The organism is Azospirillum himalayense (assembly GCF_042657465.1).
In the GTDB taxonomy this organism is placed as follows: domain Bacteria; phylum Pseudomonadota; class Alphaproteobacteria; order Azospirillales; family Azospirillaceae; genus Azospirillum; species Azospirillum himalayense.
Window position 1 is genome coordinate 170,331 of sequence record NZ_JBHSLC010000004.1, and the last position, 20,191, is coordinate 190,521.

Here is a 20,191-nt window from a genome sequence, read left to right on the forward strand (position 1 = left end):
ATGTCCTCAATCAGATGACCGTACGCAGCTTCAACCGCGGCGGCGTCTTTTTGCTGCTGAGCGCGCTGCCGCGGCCCGACAGGCTGGGGTTCGTCATGAAATAGTTATGGGCGCTGAACGCGTCCGGACCAGCATCCACCCGATGATAAACGCCATCCGGGCCGAGTTTCCAGGTGTTCGCCTCGTCCTTCAGGTTGGCGACCATGATCTGGTCCAAAACCTGCTCGTGCACCGTCGGGTTCTCGATGGGCACCAGCGTCTCGATGCGGCGGTCCAGATTGCGCGTCATCCAGTCGGCGGAGGAGATGTAGACCTTGGCCTGCGGGCTGGGCAGCGCCTGGCCGTTGGCAAAGCAGATGACGCGCCCGTGCTCCAGGAAGCGCCCGACAATGCTGCGCACCCGGATGTTCTCCGACAGGCCCTTGACGCCGGGGCGCAGGCAGCAGATGCCGCGGATCACCATGTCGATCTGCACGCCCTTCTGCGACGCCTTGTAGAGCCGGTCGATGATCTCCGAATCGACCAGCGAATTCAGCTTCACCCAGATGTGCGCGGGCTTGCCGGCGGCGGCGTTGGCGACCTCCGCGTCGATCAGCTGGCCCAGCTTCTGGCGCAGCGTGATCGGGGCGATGGCGATCTTCTCCAACAGCTTCGGCGTGGCGTAGCCGGTCATGTAGTTGAACATCACCGCCGCGTCGTGGCAGAGCGCCGGGTCGCAGGTGAAGAAGGACAGGTCGGTGTAGACCTTCGCCGTGATCGGATGGTAGTTGCCCGTCCCGAAATGGACGTAGCTGCGCAGCGCCTTGTTCTCGCGCCGCACCACCAGCGACACCTTGGCGTGCGTCTTCAGATCGACGAAGCCATAGACGACCTGGGCGCCCGCGCGCTCCAGATCGCGCGCCCAGCGGATGTTGGCCTCCTCGTCGAAGCGGGCCTTCAGCTCGACCAGCGCGGTCACCGACTTGCCGGCCTCCGCCGCCTCGATCAGCGCGGCGACGATCGGGCTGTCCTTGCTGGTGCGGTAGAGCGTCTGCTTGATGGCGACCACCTGCGGGTCGCGCGCCGCCTGCCGGATGAACTGCACCACCACGTCGAAGCTCTCGTACGGATGGTGGACGACGATGTCCTTGTCGCGGATGGCCGCGAAGCAGTCGCCGCCGAAGTCGCGGATGCGCTCCGGGAAGCGGGCGTTGAAGGGGCGGAAGACCAGATCGGGCCGCTCGTCGACGATCAGCTGGCGGGTGTCCGACAGGCCGATCAGCCCATCGAGGATGAACACGTCGTCGTTCGAGACGCGCAGCTCGTGGCGCAGGAACTCGCGCAGGTCGGCGGCCATGCCGGCGTCGGTGGCCAGCCGGATGACGCTGCCGCGGCGGCGTCGCTTCAGCGCGCTTTCGAAGGTGCGGACCAGATCCTCCGCCTCCTCCTCGATCTCCATCTCGCTGTCGCGCAGGACGCGGAAGACGCCATGGGCCTTCACCTGGAACGGCGGAAAGAGCCGGTCGATGAACAGCATCACCAGCTTTTCCAGCTGGATGAAGCGGATCTCCGACCCCGGCAGGCGGATGAAGCGGTCGAGCTGCGCCGGCAGCGGGACCAGCGCGTCGAGGTGCCGCCCCTTCACCGGCTCGTGCAGTTGCAGCGCCAGCGAGAAGCCCAGGTTGGGCAGGAAGGGGAACGGGTGCGCCGGGTCCACGGCGATGGGCGTCAGGATCGGGAAAATGTCGTCGAGGAACTTGGCCTCCAGCCAGTCCTTCTCCCCCTCGGTCAGGTCCTCGGCGCCGACCACCATGATGCCGGCCTCGCGCAGGTCCTGCTTCAGGCTGCGCCACATGGTCTGCTGCGCGTTCATCAGCTCGACGATGCGCTGGTTCACCGCGGTGAGCTGCTGGGCCGGGGTCAGGTTCTCGGCGCTGGGGGTCTTCACCCCCGCGGCCACCTGCCCCTTCAGGCCGGCGACGCGGACCATGTAGAATTCGTCGAGGTTGCTGGACGAGATCGACAGGAACCTCAGCCGCTCGAGCAGCGGGTGGTTCGGGTTGGACGCCTCATCCAGGACGCGCTGGTTGAAGGCCAGCCACGACAGTTCGCGGTTGATGAAGCGCTCCGGCGCGTCCGCTTCGATGCAGGTCGCTTCCAAGTCCTGAAGTTCGGTCACAGCAGCCTCGGGCTTTTGCGTGATGGGTGGTGCCGCTACAGTCCGGTCGGGCCGGACCGCCCGCCGCGGTCGACGGGCCAAGCAACCTACCCCAACTACGTTACGGTTTTGGGTCAGACAGCATAATACTGCCGTCACGATAATACCGCTGCGAAAACAGTCGCACCCCCGGCGCATCCCGCCGGACCGCGATCCGGACAGGAAGGGACCGCCTCGATGAAAACCCTGTATCTCATGCGCCACGGCAAGTCCGCGTGGGACGATCCCTCCCTGGACGACCACGACCGCCCGCTGGCGCCGCGGGGCAGGAAGGCGGCCCGGCTGGTCGGCCACGAATTGAAGGACCGCGGCGCGCGCATCGGGCTGGTGCTGTGCTCCACCGCCCGGCGCGCGGCGGACACCGCCGACCGCCTGCTGGAGGTGATGGACGCGCCGGACATCCCGATGGAGCGCGAGCGCGGCCTCTACCTGTGCGGCGCCAGGGCCCTTCTGGAACGGCTGCGCGACGCGCCCGACTCCGTGTCGTCGCTGATGCTGGTCGCCCACAACCCGGACCTCCACGACCTCGCCCGCGAGCTGACCGGCAGCGGCGAGGAGCGGCACCGCGCGGCGCTGGCGGAGAAGTTCCCGACCGGTGCCTGCGCCGTCATTCTGTTCGAAGCGGCCCGCTGGGCCGACCTGGACAGCGGGGCGGGACGGCTGGCCGATTTCATCCTGCCGCGGAAACTCTCTTAACGCCCCTTTGCCAATTGGGGTATTTCAACCCCGAACAGAGCAGGCCCGGAACCGAGCAGGAGTCGCCCCCCGTGTCTTCCGCGCCCCAGAATGCCGCACCCGCCGCGGTCTCCGCCGTGCGCGAGGTGGAGATGAAGCTCCATCTCGATCCGCGCGATCTGTCCCGCGTTGCGGACCTGCCCGCGCTGAAGGAGAAGGCGGAGGGCGCGCCAGCCGTCCGCGACCTGCGCACCGTCTATTACGACACGCCGGACCGGCGGCTGTTCCTGGGGGGCGTGGCCCTGCGGGTGCGGCAGGACGGCGACCGCTTCGTCCAGACGCTGAAGACCATCAACGCCGCCACCCCCGGCGATTCGGCCGCGGTGGCCATCCGCAAGAAATGGGACTGGGCCATCCCCACGGCCGCCCCCGACATGACGCCCCTCGACGCCGAGGGCGTGGCCGCCCTGGTGCCGGAGGACGCGCGGGCGGCGCTGGTCCCGCAGTTCACGACGGAGTTCCGGCGCACCACCCTGCTCGTCCGCCCGGATGCCTTGACCTCCATCGAAGTGGCGGTGGACGACGGCCAGATCACCGCCGGCAACGCCTGCGCCCGGATCAGCGAGGTCGAGCTTGAGCTGAAGTCGGGCCGCATCGGCCGCCTGTTCGACCTCGCGCTGGCGCTCCAGCGTTGCGTGCCGGTCCGCATCGGGACGGAGAGCAAGGCGGAGATCGGCGACCGCCTCGTCACCGGACGCCTGCCCTCCCCCGTCCTGCCGGAACCGCTGGGCCTGACCCCGGTCACCACGGTGGCCGAGGCCTATCGCCACATCGTGCGGCACGGCCTGCGCCTGCTGCTCGCCAACGAGGCCTGCGCCCTGGCCGGCGGCGATGTGGAGGGGCTGCACCAGATGCGCGTCGCGCTGCGCCGCCTGCGCACCGCCATCCGCCTGTTCCGCCCCCTGGCCGGGGTGCCGGACGCCTGCCGCGCCGGAAACGACATCCGCTGGTTCTCCCGCCAGCTTGGCCCGGCGCGCGATTGGGACGTGCTGCTGTCCCACGGAATCGCGCCCTTCGCGGCGACGGGGAAGGCCCCCGCCGACGCAATCGCCGCGCTGACCGCCGCGGTGCGGGAGGCCCGGCGGGCGCCCGCGCTGGCCGCGGTGGAGGCGATCCAGTCGCCGCGCTGCACCGGGCTGATCCTGGCGCTCGGCGCCTGGCTGGAGGACGGGGCGTGGCAGTCCGGCGCCGCGCCGGAGGTCCGCGCCCAGCTCGACCGCCCGATGGCCGAGCTGTCCGGCCCCTGGCTGGCCGCCCAGCACGCCAAGGCATTGAAGGCGGGGACGCTGAAGGCGGGCCGCGACCTGGACGGCGCCGACGCCGCGACGCGCGACCGGTTGCGCCGCCGCCTGCGCAAGCTGCGCCACACGGCGGAGTTCTTCCGCGGCCTCTACGCCGAAACCGCGACGGTGCCTTTCATCGCCGCGCTCGACGCCCTGTTGTCAACGCTGGACGCCGAGCACGACGCCGCGGTGGCCGGCGATCTTCTGCGCGGCCTGTCGACGGACCGGCCGGAGCGGCGGCCCGCCGCCGATGCCACCACCCGCTGGCTCGCCAAACAGGCCGACAAGCGCCGCAAGGCGCTGCCGGGGCTGTGGAAGGCGTTCCGCGACCGGCCGGTGTTCTGGTGAGCGCGTGACGTTGCCCCCTCCCGAGCCCTCCCCCGCTTCGCAGGGGAGGGAATCATCCTCCCTCCCCTGCGTTAGCGGGGGAGGGCCGGGGTGGGGGGCAGTGTCCAAAAGCCGACGCCGCGACCGACCGCCTACAGCGTCCCCGCATAGGCGCCGCCGTCCAGCAGGACGTTCTGCCCGGTCATGAAGCCGGCGTGGGCCGAGCAGAGGAAGGCGCAGGCAGCGCCGAACTCCGCCGGGTCGCCGAAGCGGCCGGACGGGTTGCCGGCGCGGCGGATGTCCATTTCCTCGTCCAGGCTGCGGTTGTTGGCCTTGGCCCCGCCTTCCATGGTGGCGCGCAGGCGGTCGGTCTCGAAGGGGCCGGGCAGCAGGTTGTTGATCGTCACGTTGTGGCGCACGGTCTGGCGCGACAGCCCGGCGACGAAGCCGGTCAGCCCGGCCCGCGCCCCGTTGGACAGGCCGAGGACCGGGATCGGCGCCTTCACCGCCGCCGAGGTGACGTTGACGATCCTCCCGAAGCGGCGGCCGATCATGCCGTCCACTGTCGCCTTGATGAGGAAGATCGGGGCCAGCATGTTGGCCTCGACGGCGCGGACCCAGTCGTCGCGCTCCCAGTCGCGGAAATCGCCCGGCGGCGGGCCGCCCGCGTTGTTGACGAGGATGTCCGGCTCCGGACAGGCGGCCAGGGCGGCGGCGCGCCCCTCCTCCGTCGCGATGTCGCCGACGGCGGTGGTCACGGCGGCGCCGGTCTCCTTGCGGATCTCCTCCGCGGCGGCCTCCAGCAGGTCGCGGCCCCGCGCGGTGATGGTGACCGCCACACCCTCGCGCGCCAGCGCCAGGGCGCAGGCCTTACCCAGTCCCTTGCTGGCTGCGCACACGATGGCGCGGCGTCCGGCGATTCCCAGATCCATCCTCGTCTCCTCCCTTCCCGGCCTCCAGACCGGCCAGCACCTCGCGGGCCAGCGGCACGGTCAGGGGACGGTGCGCGGCCAGCGAGGCGCGGTCAAGCGCCGCGACCACCCGCCCAGCCGCCTCCAGCGACCGTTCCATCCGGGTCAGCAGGTAGGTGATGAGGTCCATGCCCGGCCGCAACTGGCGGTCGGCGAACAGCTTGACCAGCACGGCGGCGAGCAGGGCGTCATCCGGCGCCTCCACCCCCACCGCGGGGGCCGCCTTGATGCGGGAGCGCAGGTCGGCCAGCTTCATCCGCCAGCGCGACGGCGGGCGCCGCGACAGCAGGAGCAGATGCCCGCCCGAGTCGCGGGCGAGGTTGTAGAGGTGGAACAGCGCCTCCTCCCGCGCCGACGCGCCGGCCACCCGGTCCGCGTCCTCCACCACCACGGCGTTGGCGCGGGCCAGCAGCGCGTGCGGATCGATCTGGTCCAGAGCCTCGCCCAAGGCGATGGGGGCGTGGCTGCGCGCCCGCCAGACATGGCCCAGATGCGTCTTGCCGCAACCGTCCGGCCCGTACAGCGTCAGGGCCGGCGCCGGCCAGGACGGCCAGCGGTCGAGCCACGCCACCGCTTCGGCGTTGCTGGGCGCCACGAGGAAATCCTCACAGCCCATGGCGGCGCGGTGTCCGAGGTCGAGCGGTATCTGGGCCGCCAGTGTCATGGGGTGGGTGTCATGAAGAGGGGGTACCGCGGTAGTAGGGGCTCTCAAGATAGCGCCCCAACGCGAAGCGTGTCAGCACCCCGATCACCGCCGCCACCGGAACCGCCAGCAGGACGCCGACGAAACCGAACAGCGACCCGCCGGCCAGCAGGGCGAAGATCACCCAGACCGCGTGCAGCCCGACCTTGTCGCCCACCAGCTTCGGCGTCAGGACGTTGCCCTCCACCGCCTGCCCGAACAGGAAGATCGCGATGACGATGGCGACTCGCCACGGGTCGTCGAATTGCAGCAGGGCCAGCCCGGTGCTCGACACGAATCCGAAGAGCGAGCCGACATAGGGGATGAAGGAGAGCAGCCCCGCCATCAGCCCGATCACCAGCCCGAAATCCAGCCCCGCCAACGACAGCGACACCGCGTAGAACACCCCGAGCACGAGGCAGACCAGCGCCTGCCCGCGAACGAATCCGGCCAGCGTCTCGTCGACCTCGCGCGCCTGCTCCCGAATCGTTGCGGCGTGGTGCAGGGGCAGCCAGCCGTTCACCTTGGCGACCAGGATGTCCCAGTCGCGCATCAGGTAGAAGGCGACGATGGGCGTGATGAACATCACCGACAACACGTCGAACAGCGCCAGCCCGCTCGACAGGATGTGCTTCAGCACCCGTCCGACCCAACCGACGACGTCCCCGGCGTAGTTGCCGGCGGCACCGCGCAGCCGCTCGACATCCTCCGGCGACAGGCGGTGCACCAGCCGGTCGAGCATCGGCATCAGCCGGTCCCGCGCCGCGTTGGCGTAGTTGGGCAGCACCTCGATCAGGTGGGACACCTGCGACTGCACCAGCGGCAGCAGCAGCAGGACCATCAGCACCAGCACCAGGACGAAGGACAGCAGAACCAGCGTCGTCGCCAGCCAGCGCGGCAGGCGCCAACGCTCGACCCGGTCAACCACCGGGTCGAGCAGATAGGCGACCGCCAGCCCCACCACGAAGGGCAGCAGCATGCCGGACAGGAGCCACAGCACCAGAACGAACAGGCCAAGCCCGATCAGCCAGAAGCGGATCTGCTTGCCCGTCGTCACGGCACCCCTCCGTGCCGGCTGAACAGAAGACCGCCGCGGTAGATGTAGGCCAGCCCCGACAGCACCGTGGTTCCGGCGCAGACCCAGATCAGCAGGGGCACCAGTTCCCGCCCGAACAGGTGGAAGTCGGGCAGGCCCAGCCCCGCCGGGGCCAGCACCGCCGCCGCCAGGGCAAGCTGCACCGCCGTGTTGATCTTGCTGACATAGAGCGGCTGCATCGCCAGCGACTCCTTCAGCGTGTAGAGCAGCATCACCCCACCGACGATCATCAGGTCGCGGAACACGACCAGGATGACCAGCCACAGCGGCAGCACGCCGATGTGGCCCAGCGAGACGTAGACGCTGACCAGCAGCGCCTTGTCGGCGATCGGGTCGAGATAGGCGCCGAGCACCGTGCGGGCGCGGAACATGCGGGCCACCGCGCCGTCCACGGCGTCGGACACGCCCGCCCCGACGAACAGCCAGAAGGCGACCCCCAGCTCCCCGGCCAGGATGAAGTAGACGGCGACCGGCACCACCAGGATGCGGCCGAAGGTGATGATGTTCGGGATGCTCACCGCGGTGCCTTCTGCCGTTGTCCCTTGCGCCGGAGCCCCGTCAAGGGCCGGTTCCGGCCCGTCTGTAACGCCGTCACGCCCTCTACCGTCACGCCCTCAGCTGTCACTGGCGCGCCGTGCCAGCCGGCAGCGTGCCCAGAATGCGCGGCGGCGCCCCCGGTGCCGCCTGCGGTGCGCCGACCGGAGCCGGCGCCACGCCGGGATAGGCCGACGGCGCGGCGCTGGCCGGCGAGAAGGCGGACGGAGTCACCGGCACGGACGCCGGAGACGCCGCGGCCGGCTGCGCCAGGGACGACGCCCCGGCGCCCTTCGCCAGCACCTGGAGCTGCCATTCCGGCGTGGGTGCGACCGGCGGGAGCGGCTGGCCCGGAACGGGCACCGGAACCGGTGCCGCGACCGCCCCGGTGCGGGCGAGTCCGAGGTCGCGGCGGGCCAGCGCCTGGCGCAGCCGCTCCACGTCGCCGCGGTGGGTCAGCGCGACCAGCGCCTCGTAGCGGCTGATCGACAGCACGTCGGTGCGGGTCACGGCGTTGACCATGCCCAGCCGCTTGCGCGTCTCCACCCAGTCGTTGAGGCTGGCCAGCGGCACGCGCACCAGCGTCGACTGCTCCGGCCCGCTCGCCACGGTGTTGTCGCGGCGGTAGGATTCGTCGATGGCGGCCGACACGAAGGTCGTCGCGCGGGTCAGGAAGTCGCCGGCCCGGTCGGCCATGTCGGCCTTCACGTTGACCGTCTGCTGGTCCCGCGCGCCATCGGGCGTGTAGTGGGTCACCTCGACCGCCAGCGGACGGCCGAGATCCAGACCGCCCGCCGGCAGGTCGGTCTTGGCAACGACCACGCCGCCGGCGTTGTAGCGCTGGGCGATGCGGGCCAGCGCCTCGGGATCGCCGGACAGCGCCTCGTTCACGCCGATGGCGGAAATGTCGGCCAGCTCGCCGTCCGGAACGACCAGCGGCACCAGCGAGGCGCCGGCTTGCCGGCCCTCCCAGGCTTCGCGCCAGTCGGTGCGGTCCTCCCACAGGACGGGGCGCCCGTCCACGACGGTGACCGGCAGGATCACGTAGGGCCGGGCCGGCGGCTCGACATACTGCTGGCCGCCGCCGGCCAGCGTCTCGCGCACGGAATTGGGGCGGAAGCGCACGGTGATGCTGCCGACATAGCGGGTGGCCGACACCTTCTCGTCGTCGATCTCGAAGCCCTGGACCAGCCGGGCGAGTTCGATGTCCGACACCCGCGGCACGCTGCTGGCGGTGGGGACGAGGCGCTTGTACAGCTCCGCCCACGCCTTCACCTGCGCGTCGCGGATCGCCTGATCGCGGGCGGCGTTGGCGTTGGCGGCGCTGACGTCCACCTTCACGCCCGACACGGTGAAGGGGTCCGCCGCCGGAACCGCCGCGGGCACCGCCCCAGGACTTGCCCCCGGAGCGGCCATGGGCGCCGCCACCGCGGGTGGAGCGGCGCCGGTCACCTGCGCGTCCACGGGGCCGGCCGGAACGGCCAGGGCCACGGTGATGGCGGAGAAGCCCGCAAACAGCGGCGCATGGCGGCGGTGGAGCATTGCAAAGCCTTCCGATTCGAGTATGTTCGGCCCGTTCCCTATTGACCCGGCCCAAAATGACCCGGTTCAGGTGGCCCAGGTATATAGCTCAGCCCAAGCGAGGATACCATCAGCACCCAGTCTAATAACACGTCCGACGCCTACAAGCAGGCCGGCGTGGACATTGATGCGGGCAACGCGCTCGTTGACGCGATCAAGCCGCTCGCCCGTTCCACCGCGCGCCCGGGCTCCGACGCCGGGCTGGGCGGGTTCGGCGCCCTGTTCGACCTGCGCGCGGCCGGGTATCACGACCCGCTGCTGGTCGCCACCACGGACGGCGTCGGCACCAAGCTGAAGGTCGCCATCCTGGCGAACCGGCACGACACGGTGGGCATCGACCTCGTGGCGATGTGCGTGAACGACCTCGTCGTCCAGGGCGCGGAGCCGCTGCTGTTCCTCGACTATTACGCCACGGGCAAGCTGGACGTCGCCGCGGGCCGCGCCATTGTCGCCGGCATCGCGGAAGGCTGCCGTCAGGCCGGCTGCGCGCTGGTCGGCGGCGAGACGGCGGAGATGCCGGGCATGTACGCCGAGGGCGACTACGACCTCGCCGGCTTCTCGGTCGGTGCCGTCGAGCGCAAGGACGCGCTGACCGGCGCCACCGTGCAGGACGGCGACGTCGTGCTCGGCCTCGCCTCCTCCGGCGTGCACTCCAACGGCTATTCGCTGGTCCGCAAGCTGGTCGAAAAGTCCGGCCTCGGCTACGACTCGCCCTGCTCCTGGGACGCCGGGAAGACGCTGGGCGAGGCCCTGCTGACCCCGACCCGCATCTATGTGAAGAGCACGCTGGCCGCGGTGCGCGCCGGCACGGTGCGGGCGATGGCCCATATCACCGGCGGCGGCCTGATCGAGAACATCCCGCGCGTCCTGCCGGATGGGCTGGGCGTCACGCTCGACGCGTCGAAGTGGCCGCTGCCCCCGGTCTTCAACTGGCTGATGAAGACGGGCGGGCTGACCCCGCTGGACATGGCGCGCACCTTCAACACCGGCCTCGGCATGGTCGTCGTGGTCCCGGCGGACAAGGCGCAGCAGGCGGCCGCGATCCTGGCCCAGGGCGGCGAGACGGTCTTCACCGTCGGCACCGTGCATGCGGTCAAGGACGGCGACGCCCGCGTCACCGTCACCGGCATGGACACGGCATGGTCGGCCTGACGCCCAACTTCTTGAAGGTTGGCGTCCTGATTTCCGGGCGCGGCAGCAATCTGCAGGCGTTGATCGACGCCTGCGCCGCCCCGGACTTTCCGGCGGAGATCGCCCTGGTGCTCTCCAACAAGGCCGACGCCTACGGGTTGGAGCGCGCCACCGCCGCCGGAGTGCCCGTCGCCGTGGTCAGCCACCGCGACTTTCCCGGCGACAAGCGCGCCTTCGAAGAGGCCATGGACACGCGCCTGCGCGAGGCGGGGGTCGAGCTGGTCTGTCTGGCCGGCTTCATGCGGCTGCTGTCGCCCTGGTTCGTCGAGCGCTGGCATGACCGGATGATCAACATCCACCCGTCGCTCCTGCCTTCCTTCAAGGGGCTGGACACCCACCAGCGGGCGCTGGACGCCGGGGTGCGCTTCCACGGCTGCACCGTCCATTACGTGCGCACGGAGATGGACGAGGGGCCGATCATCGCCCAGGCCGCGGTCCCGGTCCTGCCCGGCGACGACGCCGACCGGCTGTCCGCCCGCGTGCTGGACGCCGAACACCGGCTTTATCCCCAGGCGCTGCGCCTGATCGCCGAGGGCCGCGCCCGCGTCGAGGATGGCAGGGTAACCCCGTCAGGCCCGGCGGCGGACCTGCCGACGCTCATCAACCCGCCGGCGTAACGCTTACCAAGCGGAACCCTTGCCGCAACCGTCCGCGCTCCCCACATTCTCCGCCGGAACCATAAAAGGGGAGGCAAAGGACGATGGCGGTTACGGAGCAAGGCCACAATCCGGTCAGCGAGGATGTCGTCCGCCGCCACGAGGCGGGCTGGCACGCTTTCACCCGATTCCTGACGCTGGCGACCGCGGGCGTGATCGCCGTGCTGGTCTTCATGGCGATTTTCCTGGCCTGACGGCTCTTTCCGGCCGCAGACCTATCGGTCGTGGCGGGGCGCTTACGCCCCGTCCGGCAGACGGCCCAGCAGCAGGTCCCGCATCTCGCCGACCAACGCGTCCACCTGCTGCTCCCACGCCTCGGTGCCGCCCTGGATGGCGTGCATGACGTGGGTCGCGAGGTGGATCAGCGCGGCGCGCACGCAATCCTCCGCCGGGAAATCCAGCCCCACCGTGTCCTGAAGGAACTGGCCGAGCTGGTCGGCGGAGTTCCAGGGATGGACGACGACCGTGTCGAAGCCGCTGGTCCCCAGGAACACCGCGTTCAGGGCCGTCGCCTGCGCGTTGATCGCGTCGATGGCCGCGTCCTGCTCGACGTTGCCGCGCAGCACCTCCTGGAAGGCCGCGAGGCACTGGTCGACGTAGCCGCGCACCAGCAGTTCCACCACGCCCGGATCGCTCAGGTCGTTCTTGCCCTTCACGAGGGGCGGCAGCGGTTCCAGCAGGGCCGCGACGATCGGCTTGACGTCCGGATTTTCCATGGCGGGGGTACTCCTAGCGGTAGAATCCCCGAATACTCGACTTCGCCACGCCTGTCCACGACGCCGTGACCCGGCGCGGGCGACAAGTTGCGGGCGGAAGCTCCTGAATCGAAAAGGGCCGCCCCGGTCGGGACGGCCCTTCGCGCAAGGCTGCGAAGCGGAAGACCCGCGATCAGCCCACCAGCTCGATGCCGGCGAAGAAGAAGGCGATCTCCTGGGCGGCGGTCTCCGGAGCGTCCGAACCGTGCACCGAGTTGGCCTCGATCGACTCGGCGAACTCCTTGCGGATGGTGCCCTCGGCGGCGTTGGCCGGGTTGGTGGCGCCCATGATCTCGCGGTTGCGGGCGATGGCGTTCTCGCCTTCCAGAACCTGGAGCACGACCGGGCCGGAGATCATGAAGGAGACGAGGTCGTTGAAGAACGGACGCTCGCGATGCACGCCGTAGAACTGCTCGGCCTGGGCCTTGGACAGCTGGACGCGCTTCTGCCCGACGATGCGCAGGCCGCCGTCCTCGAACTTGGCGTTGATCTTGCCGGTCAGGTTGCGGCGGGTGGCATCGGGCTTGATGATCGAGAGGGTGCGTTCGACGGCCATGGCGGTGGGCTCCTGCTGGAAATGCGTTATGGGCGCCGCTGGTTTGGCCGGGGCGCCGATTGCGCGGGGTTATATAGGCGCTTGTCGGCCACGGCAACCGGTTCGTGAGGCCGCACCGCGTCGCTTCGCGCGGCTGCCATGAAGGGTTGCCCCGCGGGTCCCGCTTCAAATCGTGGTTTCCCCGTGGTAAACCGGCGCCGATATGCTGCACATCAACGACCTGACGTTCCGCTACGGCGGACGTGTGCTGTTCGACCGCGCCACCGCGGTCGTGTCGAAGGGCCACCGCGTGGCGCTGGTCGGCCGCAACGGCACCGGAAAATCCACCCTCCTCAAGCTCATCGCCGGCCAGCTCCAGACGGACGCCGGAGCCATCGGCGTGCCGACCGGCACCAAGATCGGCATGGTGGCGCAGGAGGCCCCGAGCGGCGCCACCACCCTGATCGACGCCGTCCTGGCCGCCGACACGGAGCGCACCGCGCTGCTGGCCGAGGCCGAGACGGCCACCGACCCCATGCGCATCGGCGAGATCCACGCCCGGCTGGCCGACATCGAGGCGCATTCGGCGCCGTCGCGCGCCGCCCAGGTGCTCTCCGGGCTGGGCTTCGACGCCGACGCGCAGGCCCGCCCCTGCTCCGACTTCTCGGGCGGCTGGCGGATGCGCGTGGCGCTGGCCGGCGTGCTGTTCGCCCGGCCCGACCTGCTGCTGCTCGACGAGCCGACCAACCACCTCGACCTGGAGGCGACCATCTGGCTTGAGGGGTACCTCAAGAACTACCCCCACACGATCCTGCTGGTCAGCCACGACCGCGACCTCTTGAACTCGGTCCCCACGACGACCATCCATGTGGACCAGGGCAAGCTGGTGACCTACGCCGGCAACTACGACCAGTTCCTCAAGCAGCGCCGCGCCAACATGGAGCGGCTGCAGGCCATGGCGACCAAGCAGGAGGCCAAGCGCAAGCACATGATGGCCTTCGTCGAACGCTTCCGCTACAAGGCGACCAAGGCCCGCCAGGCGCAGAGCCGCCTGAAGGCCCTGGAGAAGCTGGAGACCATCACGCTGATGGAGGACGACGCCGAGGTCGTCTTCAACTTCCCCCAGCCGGACGAGATGGCCCCGCCGCTGATCGCGCTGGATGGGGTGACCATCGGCTACGGCGACCGCGCCATCCTGCGCCGCGTCAACCTGCGCATCGACATGGACGACCGCATCGCCCTGCTCGGCGCCAACGGCAACGGCAAGTCCACGCTGGTGAAGCTGCTGGCCGGGCGGCTGGAGGCCATGGCCGGCGAGGTGAAGCGCCCGACCAAGCTGCGCGTCGGCTATTTCGCCCAGCACCAGCAGGACGAGCTGGACCTGTCGCTGACCCCCATCCAGCAGACCCAGCGCATCATGCCGCTGGCGCCGGAGGAGAAGGTGCGCGCCCATCTCGGCCGCTTCGGCTTCCAGCAGAGCAAGGCGGAAACCCGCATCTCCGACCTCTCCGGCGGCGAGAAGGCCCGGCTGCTGCTGGCGCTGATGAGCCGCGAGACGCCGCACATCCTGATGCTCGACGAGCCGACCAACCACCTCGACGTGGACAGCCGCGAGGCGCTGATCGAGGCGATCAACGGGTTCGAGGGCGCTGTCATCCTCATCAGCCACGACCCGCACCTGATCGAGCTGACCGCCGACCGGCTGCTGCTGGTGGCCGACGGGACGGTGCAGCCCTACGACGGCGACCTCGACGACTACCGCCGCTTCCTGCTCGACCGCGCGCGGGCCGAGCGCGCCGCCGCCAAGGGCGGCGAGCCGGCGGACGCCGGGGCCAGCCGCAAGGACCAGCGCCGCGCCGCGGCTGAGGCCCGCGCCACCCTGGCCCCGCTGAAGAAGAAGGCCACCGACGCGGAGTCGCAGGTCAACAAGCTGACCGAGGAAAAGCGCAAGATCGAGGCGAAGCTGGCCGATCCCGCCCTCTACAGCGGTCCCAGCGACAAGTTGCAGAAGCTCCAGATCGACCTCGGCGTCGTGGACAAGAAGCTGTCCGCCGCCGAGGAGGCGTGGCTGGAGCATCTCGAAGCCTATGAATCGGCGGCGGCGGAGGCCGGCGTATGAGCGTGTCGCGCAACGTGGCCTTCACCGGAGCGGCCTCGCTTCCCGCGACCGTCGCCCGCCGTGGCCGGCAGGACCATGGGGAGGAGCGGACCTCCGACGTCCTGGCGGCCTTCCGCGCCAACCTGCCGGACGGGCGGGTGTCGCTGGGCGACCTGATCCAGGCGCTGGGCGACCGCTCGCTGGGCACCATCCTGTTGGCCCTGTCGCTGCCCACCATCGCGCCGGTGCCGCTGGGCGTGTCCTGCCTGTTCGACCTGCCGATCCTGCTCTTCTCCGCCCAGATGGCCTTCGGCAAGCGCGGCGCTGCCCTGCCCGGCTGGATCCTGCGCCGCTCGGTCAGCCGCTCCCTCGCCGCGCGGATGATCGACAAGGCGATGCCGCGGCTGACCGCCATCGAAAGGATGCTGAAGCCGCGCCACAGCCGCTTCGCCAGCATCGACGGGGAGCGCTGGTTCGGCGTGCTGGTGCTGCTTCTGTCGCTGACCTGCGTGGTGCCGCTGCCGCTGACCGGCTGGCTGCCCGGCTTCGCCCTCGTCCTGCTGTCCCTGGGGCTGATCGAGCGCGACGGGGCCGCCGTCGCGGTCAGCCTCGCCCTCACCGTGGCCGCCCTGGTCTTCTTCGCGCTGGTCGCCAGCAGCCTGTCCTACGCCGGCCAGACCCTGCTGGCCGCCACGTCATATCCCGCGTTCATGGCATAGCTCCCGCCGCTTCGGCCGGTTGCGGGGGAACCCGGGATGCGACATAAGTGCGCTCTGGGATTGTTAGGTTCGGGACCCCCCGAGGCTCCAGCTTGTTTAGCCCCGGGGTAAAACGCTCAACAGCCAACGGCGAAAGGCCGATCATGACACCAACGGAAATCACCGTCGCGGAGAAGCAGAAAAGCGGCAAGACGCCGCCGGCCGCGTGGCTTTTCTTCCAGCGTTGGTTGGCAAATCCCCTTTCCATGGGTTCCGTTACACCATCCTCGGGCGCGCTCTGCCGGCTGATCGGCGAACAGGTGCTGTGCGGGCCGGATCAGGTCGTCGTGGAGTTCGGCGGCGGCACCGGCGCGATCACCAAGGCCCTGCTCCAGCGCGGCATTCCGGGCAACCGCATCTTCACCTTCGAGATCGACGACCACCTGTCCCGCTTCCTGCGCGGCCACTACCCGGACGTCAACGTCGTCCACGACGACTGCCGCAAGGCCGCCGACATCCTCGGCCCGGAGCTGGTCGGCAAGGTTGGCACGGTGGTCATCGGCATCCCCATGCTGAACCTGCCGATGCGCGCCCAGAAGGAGGTCGTTGAGGCCTGCTTCCGCATCCTGCCCGAAGGCGGGCGCTTCGTTCTCTACACCTACGGCCTCGTGTCGCCGCTGAACCAGCGCGCGCTGGGCGTCAAGGGCAAGCGGCTGGGCTTCACCCCGCTGAACGTCCCGCCGGCCTCCGTCTGGGGCTATTGGAAAGCCAAGCCCTAATCCCCCCGATCACCCCTTGCGCGGCGCCTGCCGCAGCAGAACGTCCGTCAGCCCCACCGGCAGAGCCGCCAGCAGCCACACGGCGGCGGCCATCGGCCAGGGAAAGGCGATGCGCGCCTTGTTGCGGGCCAGCCCGCTCTTGATGACCTGGGCGGCGCGGTCCGTCTCCATCAGGAAGGGCATGGGGAAGCGGTTCACCGCGGTCATCCGGCTTTTCACGAAACCCGGACAGATCACCGTCACGCCGATCCCCTGCCCCGCCAGATCGCCGCGCAGCGACTCGCCGTAGACCCGCACCGCCGCCTTGCTGGCGCAATAGGCGGGCGCGCCGGGCATGCCGCGGAAGCCGGCCAGCGAGGCCATCAGGGCGATCTGCCCGCGCCGCCGCGCCTGCATGCCGGGCAGCAGCGGGTGGACGCTGTTCAGCACGCCGTCCACATTCACCTGGAAGATGCGCCGCGCCTGTTCGGCGCTCTCCACGCCGCCCCCGGTGCCGGCGGAGATGCCGGCGTTGGCGATGACCAGATCGACCGGAGCGCGGGCGTCCAGCGCGCTCAGCCACTCCGCCATCGCCGCGCGGTCGGCCGCGTCGACAAGCGCCGTTTCCACCGCCGCCCCGGCGGCGCGGCAGCGCTCCGCCACCGCCTCCAGCCTTGCGGAGTCGCGCCCGCTCAGGGCCAGCGCGACTCCGGGGGCGGCGTAGGCGCGGGCGAGCTCCTCCCCGATGCCGCTGGACGCCCCGGTGATGACGATCGAGCGCGGATCGCGCATGCCCCTTTCCCCCTTGTCCCTGACGCTTGTTGCCTTGGCCGCCCGACGCTATAACGTGAGCCTCCCGATCCCACAAAGACTCGTCGAGGCCGCTTTGCCCGCCCAACGCTCCGCCGTATCCAGCATGACCGGTTTCGCACGCGTGGACGGGCATGCCGACGGCTACAGTTGGACCTTCGAGGTGAAGAGCGTCAACGGACGCAACCTCGACATCCGCTGCCGCCAGCCCGCCGGCTTCGACACGCTGGAGGCCGCCGCCCGCGCCGAGATCCCCAAGCGGCTGGCCCGCGGCAGCGTCAACCTGAACCTGACCGTCACCCGCAGCCAGTCGGTGTCGCAGCTCCGCATCAACCGCGAGCTTCTCGCCCAGGTGCTGGAGCTGGCGCGCGAGATCGAGGGCGCCGGCGCCGCGCCGCCGCGGCTCGATTCGCTGCTCGCCGTCCGTGGCATCATCGAACCGGTGGAGGAGGACGAGGGCGACGCGCGGGACCGGGTGGAGGCCGCGCTGAAGGTCGACCTCGGCCGGCTGATCGGCGAGCTGGTCACCGCCCGCCTGTCGGAAGGCGCGCGTCTGGTCACCGTCCTGAACGGCCATCTCGACGAGATCGAGCGGCTGATCACCGCCGCCGCCGCCTGCGCCAGCACCCAGCCGGAGGCATTGCGCGAACGGCTGCGCAGCCAGGTCGCCGCCCTGCTCGACGCCGCCCCGGCCCTGCCGGAGGAGCGGCTCGCCCAGGAGGCCGCCATCCTGATCGCCAAGGCGGATGTGCGCGAGGAGATGGACCGGCTTCGTGCCCACATCCAGGCCGCCCGCGACATGCTGGCGGAGGGGGGCGCCATCGGCCGCCGCTTCGACTTCCTGTGCCAGGAGTTCAACCGCGAAGCCAACACCCTGTGCTCCAAGTCCGCCGACGTGGAGCTGACCCGCATCGGCCTGTCGCTGAAAGCCTCCATCGAGCAGCTTCGCGAGCAGGTCCAGAACATCGAGTGATGCTGAAGACTATGAACGCGAAAATCGCCCGGCGTGGCCTGATGCTCGTGCTGTCCTCCCCCTCCGGGGCGGGCAAGACCACCATTTCGCGGCGCCTGCTGGACCGCGATCCCGGCATCACCCTGTCGGTGTCCGTCACCACCCGGCCGATGCGCCCCGGCGAGCAGCCGGGCGTCCATTACTACTTCGTCGACATGCCGGAGTTCGACCGCATGGCCGGCCAGGGCGAACTGCTGGAGCACGCCCGCGTGTTCGGCAATTGCTACGGCACCCCGCGCCACGCGGTGGAGACGGCGCTGAGCGCCGGGCGCGACGTGCTGTTCGACATCGACTGGCAGGGCATGCAGCAGTTGGCGGCCAACGCCCGCGCCGATCTGGTCAGCGTCTTCGTCCTGCCGCCCTCGGGCACCGAATTGGAGCGCCGCCTGCACTCCCGCGGCCAGGACTCGGCGGAGGTGATCGCCCAGCGCATGGCCAAGGCGTCGGACGAGATCAGCCACTGGGGCGAGTACGATTACGTAATCGTCAACAACGACGTGGACGAGAGCGTGCAGGCGGTCCAGGCTATCCTGCGCGCCGAGCGGCTGCGCCGGACGCGGCAGGTCGGGATGCCGGCGTTTGTGGAGAGCGTGCAGGCGGCGCTGTAAGGCGCCGGCGCATCGCCCCCACCCTTCCCACGGCTTCGCCGCGGGCCCCTTCCCTCCCCCGCTTCGCAGGAGAGGGAGTCAATCCCCTTCCCTGCGAAGCGGGGGAGGGTCAGGGAGGGGGCAATCGCAAGCTCACCTCTCCCGAAACGCCCGCGCCAGCGCCGCGAACCCCGCCACGTCCACCTCCTCGGCCCGCGCGGTCGGCTCGATGCCGGCGGCGGCCAGCAGCGCCTCCGCGTTCCCCAGGCTCTTCAGGCTCTGGCGCAGCATCTTGCGGCGCTGGCCGAAGGCGGCGGCGGTCACCTGCTCCAGCGCCTTCCACTCCGCCGGCTCCGGGTTGGCGCGCGGGGTCAGGTGGACGATGGTGGACTCCACCTTGGGCGGCGGGGTGAAGGCCTTGGCCGGCAGGTTGAACAGCACCCGCGCGTCCGACCGCCACTGCGTGATCACCGACAGGCGGCCGTAGGCCTTGCTGCCCGGCTTGGCGACCAGACGGTCCGCGACCTCCTTCTGGAACATCAGCGTCAGACTGACGAACTCCTCGATCCGCCCCAGCCAGCCGATCAGCAGCGGCGTCGCCACGTTGTAGGGCAGGTTCGCCACGATGGCCCGCGGGGCCGGGGCGATGTGAATGGGATCGACCTCCAACGCGTCGCCCTCGACGATGGACAGCCGCCCGTTCGCCGCCTGGATCACGTCCTGCAACGCCTCGATGAAGCGGTGGTCGCGCTCGATGGCGATGACCTGCTTCGCCTTGGTCGCCAGAAGGGCGCGGGTCAGCCCGCCCGGACCGGGGCCGATCTCCACCACCGTCACGCCGGTCATGTCGCCCGCCGAGCGCGCGATGCGGCCCGTCAGGTTGAGGTCGAGCAGGAAGTTCTGCCCCAGCGCCTTGCGGGCATCCAGCCCGAAACGGGCGATCACCTCGCGCAGCGGCGGCAATGCCTGCGGGTCGAAAGCGGTGGGCATGGGGCCAGACATGGGGGCGGGATCGGGCGTGGCGTCGGTCATGGCCGCACTTATAGGACGGCGCAGGCCCGCCGTCATCTGCCGCGCGTCGTCGTCACCCTTCGCTTTTGAGCGCGATGTTCTCCGGCGTGGCGTCGAGACGGCCCGTGCAGGTGATGCGTCGCCCGTCGTCGAAGGCCTGGGACGGCTTCGGCCCGATGGTCACCTGCAACACCACCGTGTCGGCCAGTTGGTCGCCCAGATCCTGGGGCCGGTCGCCGCCCTGGGAATCGTGGCTGAACACGCTCTCCAGATACCAGGCCGCCCCGCCCGCCCCCTGCGGCCCGCCGCGGACCAGCGCGCCGGCCAACCGGGTGTAGACATCCTTGCACACCTCCTCGGTCCGGTTGCGCGGCAGATCGACGAAGTTGGCATAGGCGACGATCCGCCGGTCCTGGAAGCGGTAGAAGACGCCGCTTCGCGACACCTCCGTCCGCAGATCGCGGGACAGCCCGTCCACCGTGTCGTGCAGGTCGCCGCGCAGCCGGGTCATGCCCCAGTCGAGCAGGGTCACCGGCTCCCGCGCCAGCCAGTCCAGCGCGTCGCGGGCCTGAACCGGACCAGAGACGAAGGGCAGAAACATGAAGGACGGCAACAGGACGAGCGCGGCGAAACCCCTCATGGCGTCGGGCCTCCGAACCATCGTTGCGGTGCAA

At 70.3% G+C, this 20,191-nt stretch carries 21 protein-coding genes; 10 read left to right on the forward strand and 11 right to left on the reverse strand.

Translation table 11 applies throughout. The features are described 5' to 3' along the window. Window positions 1-10: 10 nt before the first annotated feature. Window positions 11-2,158 (reverse strand): RNA degradosome polyphosphate kinase, encoded by a 2,148-nt coding sequence (locus ACFPMG_RS02805; RefSeq protein ID WP_376993711.1) that lies wholly within the window; start codon window positions 2,156-2,158, stop codon window positions 11-13. 216 nt (window positions 2,159-2,374) lie between these two features. Between ACFPMG_RS02805 and ACFPMG_RS02810 the strand changes: the two genes are divergently transcribed. Both ACFPMG_RS02810 and ACFPMG_RS02815 read left to right on the forward strand, forming a co-directional pair. Next, window positions 2,375-2,893: a SixA phosphatase family protein gene (locus ACFPMG_RS02810; protein WP_376993712.1), complete on the forward strand. Its 519-nt coding sequence runs from the start codon at window positions 2,375-2,377 to the stop codon at window positions 2,891-2,893. A gap of 71 nt (window positions 2,894-2,964) precedes the next feature. Further along, complete coding sequence (locus ACFPMG_RS02815) at window positions 2,965-4,563, forward strand: CYTH and CHAD domain-containing protein (protein ID WP_376993713.1); 1,599 nt, start codon at window positions 2,965-2,967, stop codon at window positions 4,561-4,563. Between the two features lie 131 nt (window positions 4,564-4,694). On the opposite strand, the gene ACFPMG_RS02820 is transcribed toward ACFPMG_RS02815, so the two are convergent. From ACFPMG_RS02820 to ACFPMG_RS02840, 5 genes are all read right to left on the reverse strand, one after another. Further along, window positions 4,695-5,474, reverse strand: coding sequence for an SDR family oxidoreductase (locus ACFPMG_RS02820; RefSeq protein WP_376993714.1), 780 nt, complete (start codon window positions 5,472-5,474; stop codon window positions 4,695-4,697). Continuing rightward, window positions 5,413-6,177, reverse strand: coding sequence for an HdaA/DnaA family protein (locus ACFPMG_RS02825; RefSeq protein WP_376993715.1), 765 nt, complete (start codon window positions 6,175-6,177; stop codon window positions 5,413-5,415). Before ACFPMG_RS02825 ends, ACFPMG_RS02820 begins: the two co-directional genes overlap by 62 nt. A gap of 10 nt (window positions 6,178-6,187) precedes the next feature. Then, window positions 6,188-7,252, reverse strand: coding sequence for an AI-2E family transporter (locus ACFPMG_RS02830; protein WP_376993716.1), 1,065 nt, complete (start codon window positions 7,250-7,252; stop codon window positions 6,188-6,190). Continuing rightward, window positions 7,249-7,809, reverse strand: a complete 561-nt coding sequence (locus tag ACFPMG_RS02835) for a CDP-alcohol phosphatidyltransferase family protein (RefSeq protein WP_376993717.1) — start codon at window positions 7,807-7,809, stop codon at window positions 7,249-7,251. The genes ACFPMG_RS02830 and ACFPMG_RS02835 overlap by 4 nt, the downstream gene beginning before the upstream one ends. A 103-nt stretch (window positions 7,810-7,912) precedes the next feature. After that, window positions 7,913-9,367 carry a DUF2066 domain-containing protein gene (locus tag ACFPMG_RS02840; protein WP_376993718.1) on the reverse strand — a complete coding sequence of 485 codons (1,455 nt, stop codon included), beginning with the start codon at window positions 9,365-9,367 and terminating at the stop codon, window positions 7,913-7,915. A gap of 156 nt (window positions 9,368-9,523) precedes the next feature. Between ACFPMG_RS02840 and purM the strand changes: the two genes are divergently transcribed. The 3 genes from purM (at window position 9,524) to ACFPMG_RS02855 (ending at window position 11,447) form a co-directional block, all read left to right on the forward strand. Then, the gene (gene purM, locus ACFPMG_RS02845; RefSeq protein WP_376993719.1) at window positions 9,524-10,558 is read left to right on the forward strand and encodes a phosphoribosylformylglycinamidine cyclo-ligase; all 1,035 of its coding nucleotides are present in this window, start codon (window positions 9,524-9,526) and stop codon (window positions 10,556-10,558) included. Next, the gene (gene purN / locus ACFPMG_RS02850) at window positions 10,546-11,214 is read left to right on the forward strand and encodes a phosphoribosylglycinamide formyltransferase (RefSeq protein WP_376993720.1); all 669 of its coding nucleotides are present in this window, start codon (window positions 10,546-10,548) and stop codon (window positions 11,212-11,214) included. The genes purM and purN overlap by 13 nt, the downstream gene beginning before the upstream one ends. Before the next feature lie 83 nt (window positions 11,215-11,297). After that, window positions 11,298-11,447 carry an aa3-type cytochrome c oxidase subunit IV gene (locus ACFPMG_RS02855; RefSeq protein WP_353860510.1) on the forward strand — a complete coding sequence of 50 codons (150 nt, stop codon included), beginning with the start codon at window positions 11,298-11,300 and terminating at the stop codon, window positions 11,445-11,447. 42 nt (window positions 11,448-11,489) lie between these two features. Here ACFPMG_RS02855 and ACFPMG_RS02860 read toward each other — a convergent pair whose 3' ends face one another. Next, a complete protein-coding gene (locus ACFPMG_RS02860) occupies window positions 11,490-11,969 on the reverse strand; it encodes a hypothetical protein (protein WP_376993721.1) in 480 nt (159 codons plus the stop codon). Window positions 11,970-12,141: 172 nt separating this feature from the next. Continuing rightward, a complete protein-coding gene (ndk, locus tag ACFPMG_RS02865) occupies window positions 12,142-12,564 on the reverse strand; it encodes a nucleoside-diphosphate kinase (RefSeq protein ID WP_376993722.1) in 423 nt (140 codons plus the stop codon). Window positions 12,565-12,766: 202 nt separating this feature from the next. On the opposite strand from ndk, the gene ACFPMG_RS02870 reads away from it, so the two are divergent. From ACFPMG_RS02870 to ACFPMG_RS02880, 3 genes are all read left to right on the forward strand, one after another. Continuing rightward, window positions 12,767-14,662, forward strand: a complete 1,896-nt coding sequence (locus tag ACFPMG_RS02870) for an ABC-F family ATP-binding cassette domain-containing protein (RefSeq protein WP_174437500.1) — start codon at window positions 12,767-12,769, stop codon at window positions 14,660-14,662. Then, window positions 14,659-15,360, forward strand: a complete 702-nt coding sequence (locus tag ACFPMG_RS02875; RefSeq protein WP_376993723.1) for an exopolysaccharide biosynthesis protein — start codon at window positions 14,659-14,661, stop codon at window positions 15,358-15,360. Before ACFPMG_RS02870 ends, ACFPMG_RS02875 begins: the two co-directional genes overlap by 4 nt. A 143-nt stretch (window positions 15,361-15,503) precedes the next feature. After that, window positions 15,504-16,118 carry a class I SAM-dependent methyltransferase gene (locus tag ACFPMG_RS02880; RefSeq protein WP_014197477.1) on the forward strand — a complete coding sequence of 205 codons (615 nt, stop codon included), beginning with the start codon at window positions 15,504-15,506 and terminating at the stop codon, window positions 16,116-16,118. 9 nt (window positions 16,119-16,127) lie between these two features. Here the strand turns inward: ACFPMG_RS02880 and ACFPMG_RS02885 are convergent, their stop codons facing one another. Continuing rightward, window positions 16,128-16,889, reverse strand: coding sequence for an SDR family NAD(P)-dependent oxidoreductase (locus ACFPMG_RS02885; RefSeq protein WP_376993724.1), 762 nt, complete (start codon window positions 16,887-16,889; stop codon window positions 16,128-16,130). A gap of 124 nt (window positions 16,890-17,013) precedes the next feature. On the opposite strand from ACFPMG_RS02885, the gene ACFPMG_RS02890 reads away from it, so the two are divergent. Together ACFPMG_RS02890 and gmk are read left to right on the forward strand one after the other, a co-directional pair. Next, window positions 17,014-17,880: a YicC/YloC family endoribonuclease gene (locus tag ACFPMG_RS02890; RefSeq protein ID WP_376993726.1), complete on the forward strand. Its 867-nt coding sequence runs from the start codon at window positions 17,014-17,016 to the stop codon at window positions 17,878-17,880. Beyond that, on the forward strand, window positions 17,880-18,527 hold the full coding sequence (gene gmk / locus ACFPMG_RS02895; RefSeq protein ID WP_376993727.1) for a guanylate kinase: 648 nt from the start codon (window positions 17,880-17,882) through the stop codon (window positions 18,525-18,527). Before ACFPMG_RS02890 ends, gmk begins: the two co-directional genes overlap by 1 nt. Window positions 18,528-18,659: 132 nt before the next feature. On the opposite strand, the gene rsmA is transcribed toward gmk, so the two are convergent. Beyond that, window positions 18,660-19,508, reverse strand: coding sequence for a 16S rRNA (adenine(1518)-N(6)/adenine(1519)-N(6))-dimethyltransferase RsmA (gene rsmA, locus ACFPMG_RS02900; RefSeq protein ID WP_376993829.1), 849 nt, complete (start codon window positions 19,506-19,508; stop codon window positions 18,660-18,662). 82 nt (window positions 19,509-19,590) lie between these two features. Beyond that, window positions 19,591-20,157, reverse strand: coding sequence for a hypothetical protein (locus ACFPMG_RS02905; protein ID WP_376993728.1), 567 nt, complete (start codon window positions 20,155-20,157; stop codon window positions 19,591-19,593). Window positions 20,158-20,191: the final 34 nt, after the last annotated feature.

What these genes read in the sequence shown, in the direction of transcription:
- ACFPMG_RS02860 (WP_376993721.1), bottom strand. Translation starts at nt 11,969, where the DNA reads ATGGAAAATCCGGACGTCAAGCCGATCGTCGCGGCCCTGCTGGAACCG.
- ACFPMG_RS02890 (WP_376993726.1), top strand. Translation starts at nt 17,014, where the DNA reads ATGACCGGTTTCGCACGCGTGGACGGGCATGCCGACGGCTACAGTTGG.
- ACFPMG_RS02880 (WP_014197477.1), top strand. Translation starts at nt 15,504, where the DNA reads ATGACACCAACGGAAATCACCGTCGCGGAGAAGCAGAAAAGCGGCAAG.
- ACFPMG_RS02825 (WP_376993715.1), bottom strand. Translation starts at nt 6,177, where the DNA reads ATGACACTGGCGGCCCAGATACCGCTCGACCTCGGACACCGCGCCGCC.
- ACFPMG_RS02875 (WP_376993723.1), top strand. Translation starts at nt 14,659, where the DNA reads ATGAGCGTGTCGCGCAACGTGGCCTTCACCGGAGCGGCCTCGCTTCCC.
- ndk (WP_376993722.1), bottom strand. Translation starts at nt 12,564, where the DNA reads ATGGCCGTCGAACGCACCCTCTCGATCATCAAGCCCGATGCCACCCGC.
- ACFPMG_RS02855 (WP_353860510.1), top strand. Translation starts at nt 11,298, where the DNA reads ATGGCGGTTACGGAGCAAGGCCACAATCCGGTCAGCGAGGATGTCGTC.
- ACFPMG_RS02885 (WP_376993724.1), bottom strand. Translation starts at nt 16,889, where the DNA reads ATGCGCGATCCGCGCTCGATCGTCATCACCGGGGCGTCCAGCGGCATC.
- ACFPMG_RS02870 (WP_174437500.1), top strand. Translation starts at nt 12,767, where the DNA reads ATGCTGCACATCAACGACCTGACGTTCCGCTACGGCGGACGTGTGCTG.
- ACFPMG_RS02820 (WP_376993714.1), bottom strand. Translation starts at nt 5,474, where the DNA reads ATGGATCTGGGAATCGCCGGACGCCGCGCCATCGTGTGCGCAGCCAGC.
- rsmA (WP_376993829.1), bottom strand. Translation starts at nt 19,508, where the DNA reads ATGTCTGGCCCCATGCCCACCGCTTTCGACCCGCAGGCATTGCCGCCG.
- ACFPMG_RS02840 (WP_376993718.1), bottom strand. Translation starts at nt 9,367, where the DNA reads ATGCTCCACCGCCGCCATGCGCCGCTGTTTGCGGGCTTCTCCGCCATC.
- ACFPMG_RS02810 (WP_376993712.1), top strand. Translation starts at nt 2,375, where the DNA reads ATGAAAACCCTGTATCTCATGCGCCACGGCAAGTCCGCGTGGGACGAT.
- purN (WP_376993720.1), top strand. Translation starts at nt 10,546, where the DNA reads ATGGTCGGCCTGACGCCCAACTTCTTGAAGGTTGGCGTCCTGATTTCC.
- gmk (WP_376993727.1), top strand. Translation starts at nt 17,880, where the DNA reads ATGCTGAAGACTATGAACGCGAAAATCGCCCGGCGTGGCCTGATGCTC.
- ACFPMG_RS02905 (WP_376993728.1), bottom strand. Translation starts at nt 20,157, where the DNA reads ATGAGGGGTTTCGCCGCGCTCGTCCTGTTGCCGTCCTTCATGTTTCTG.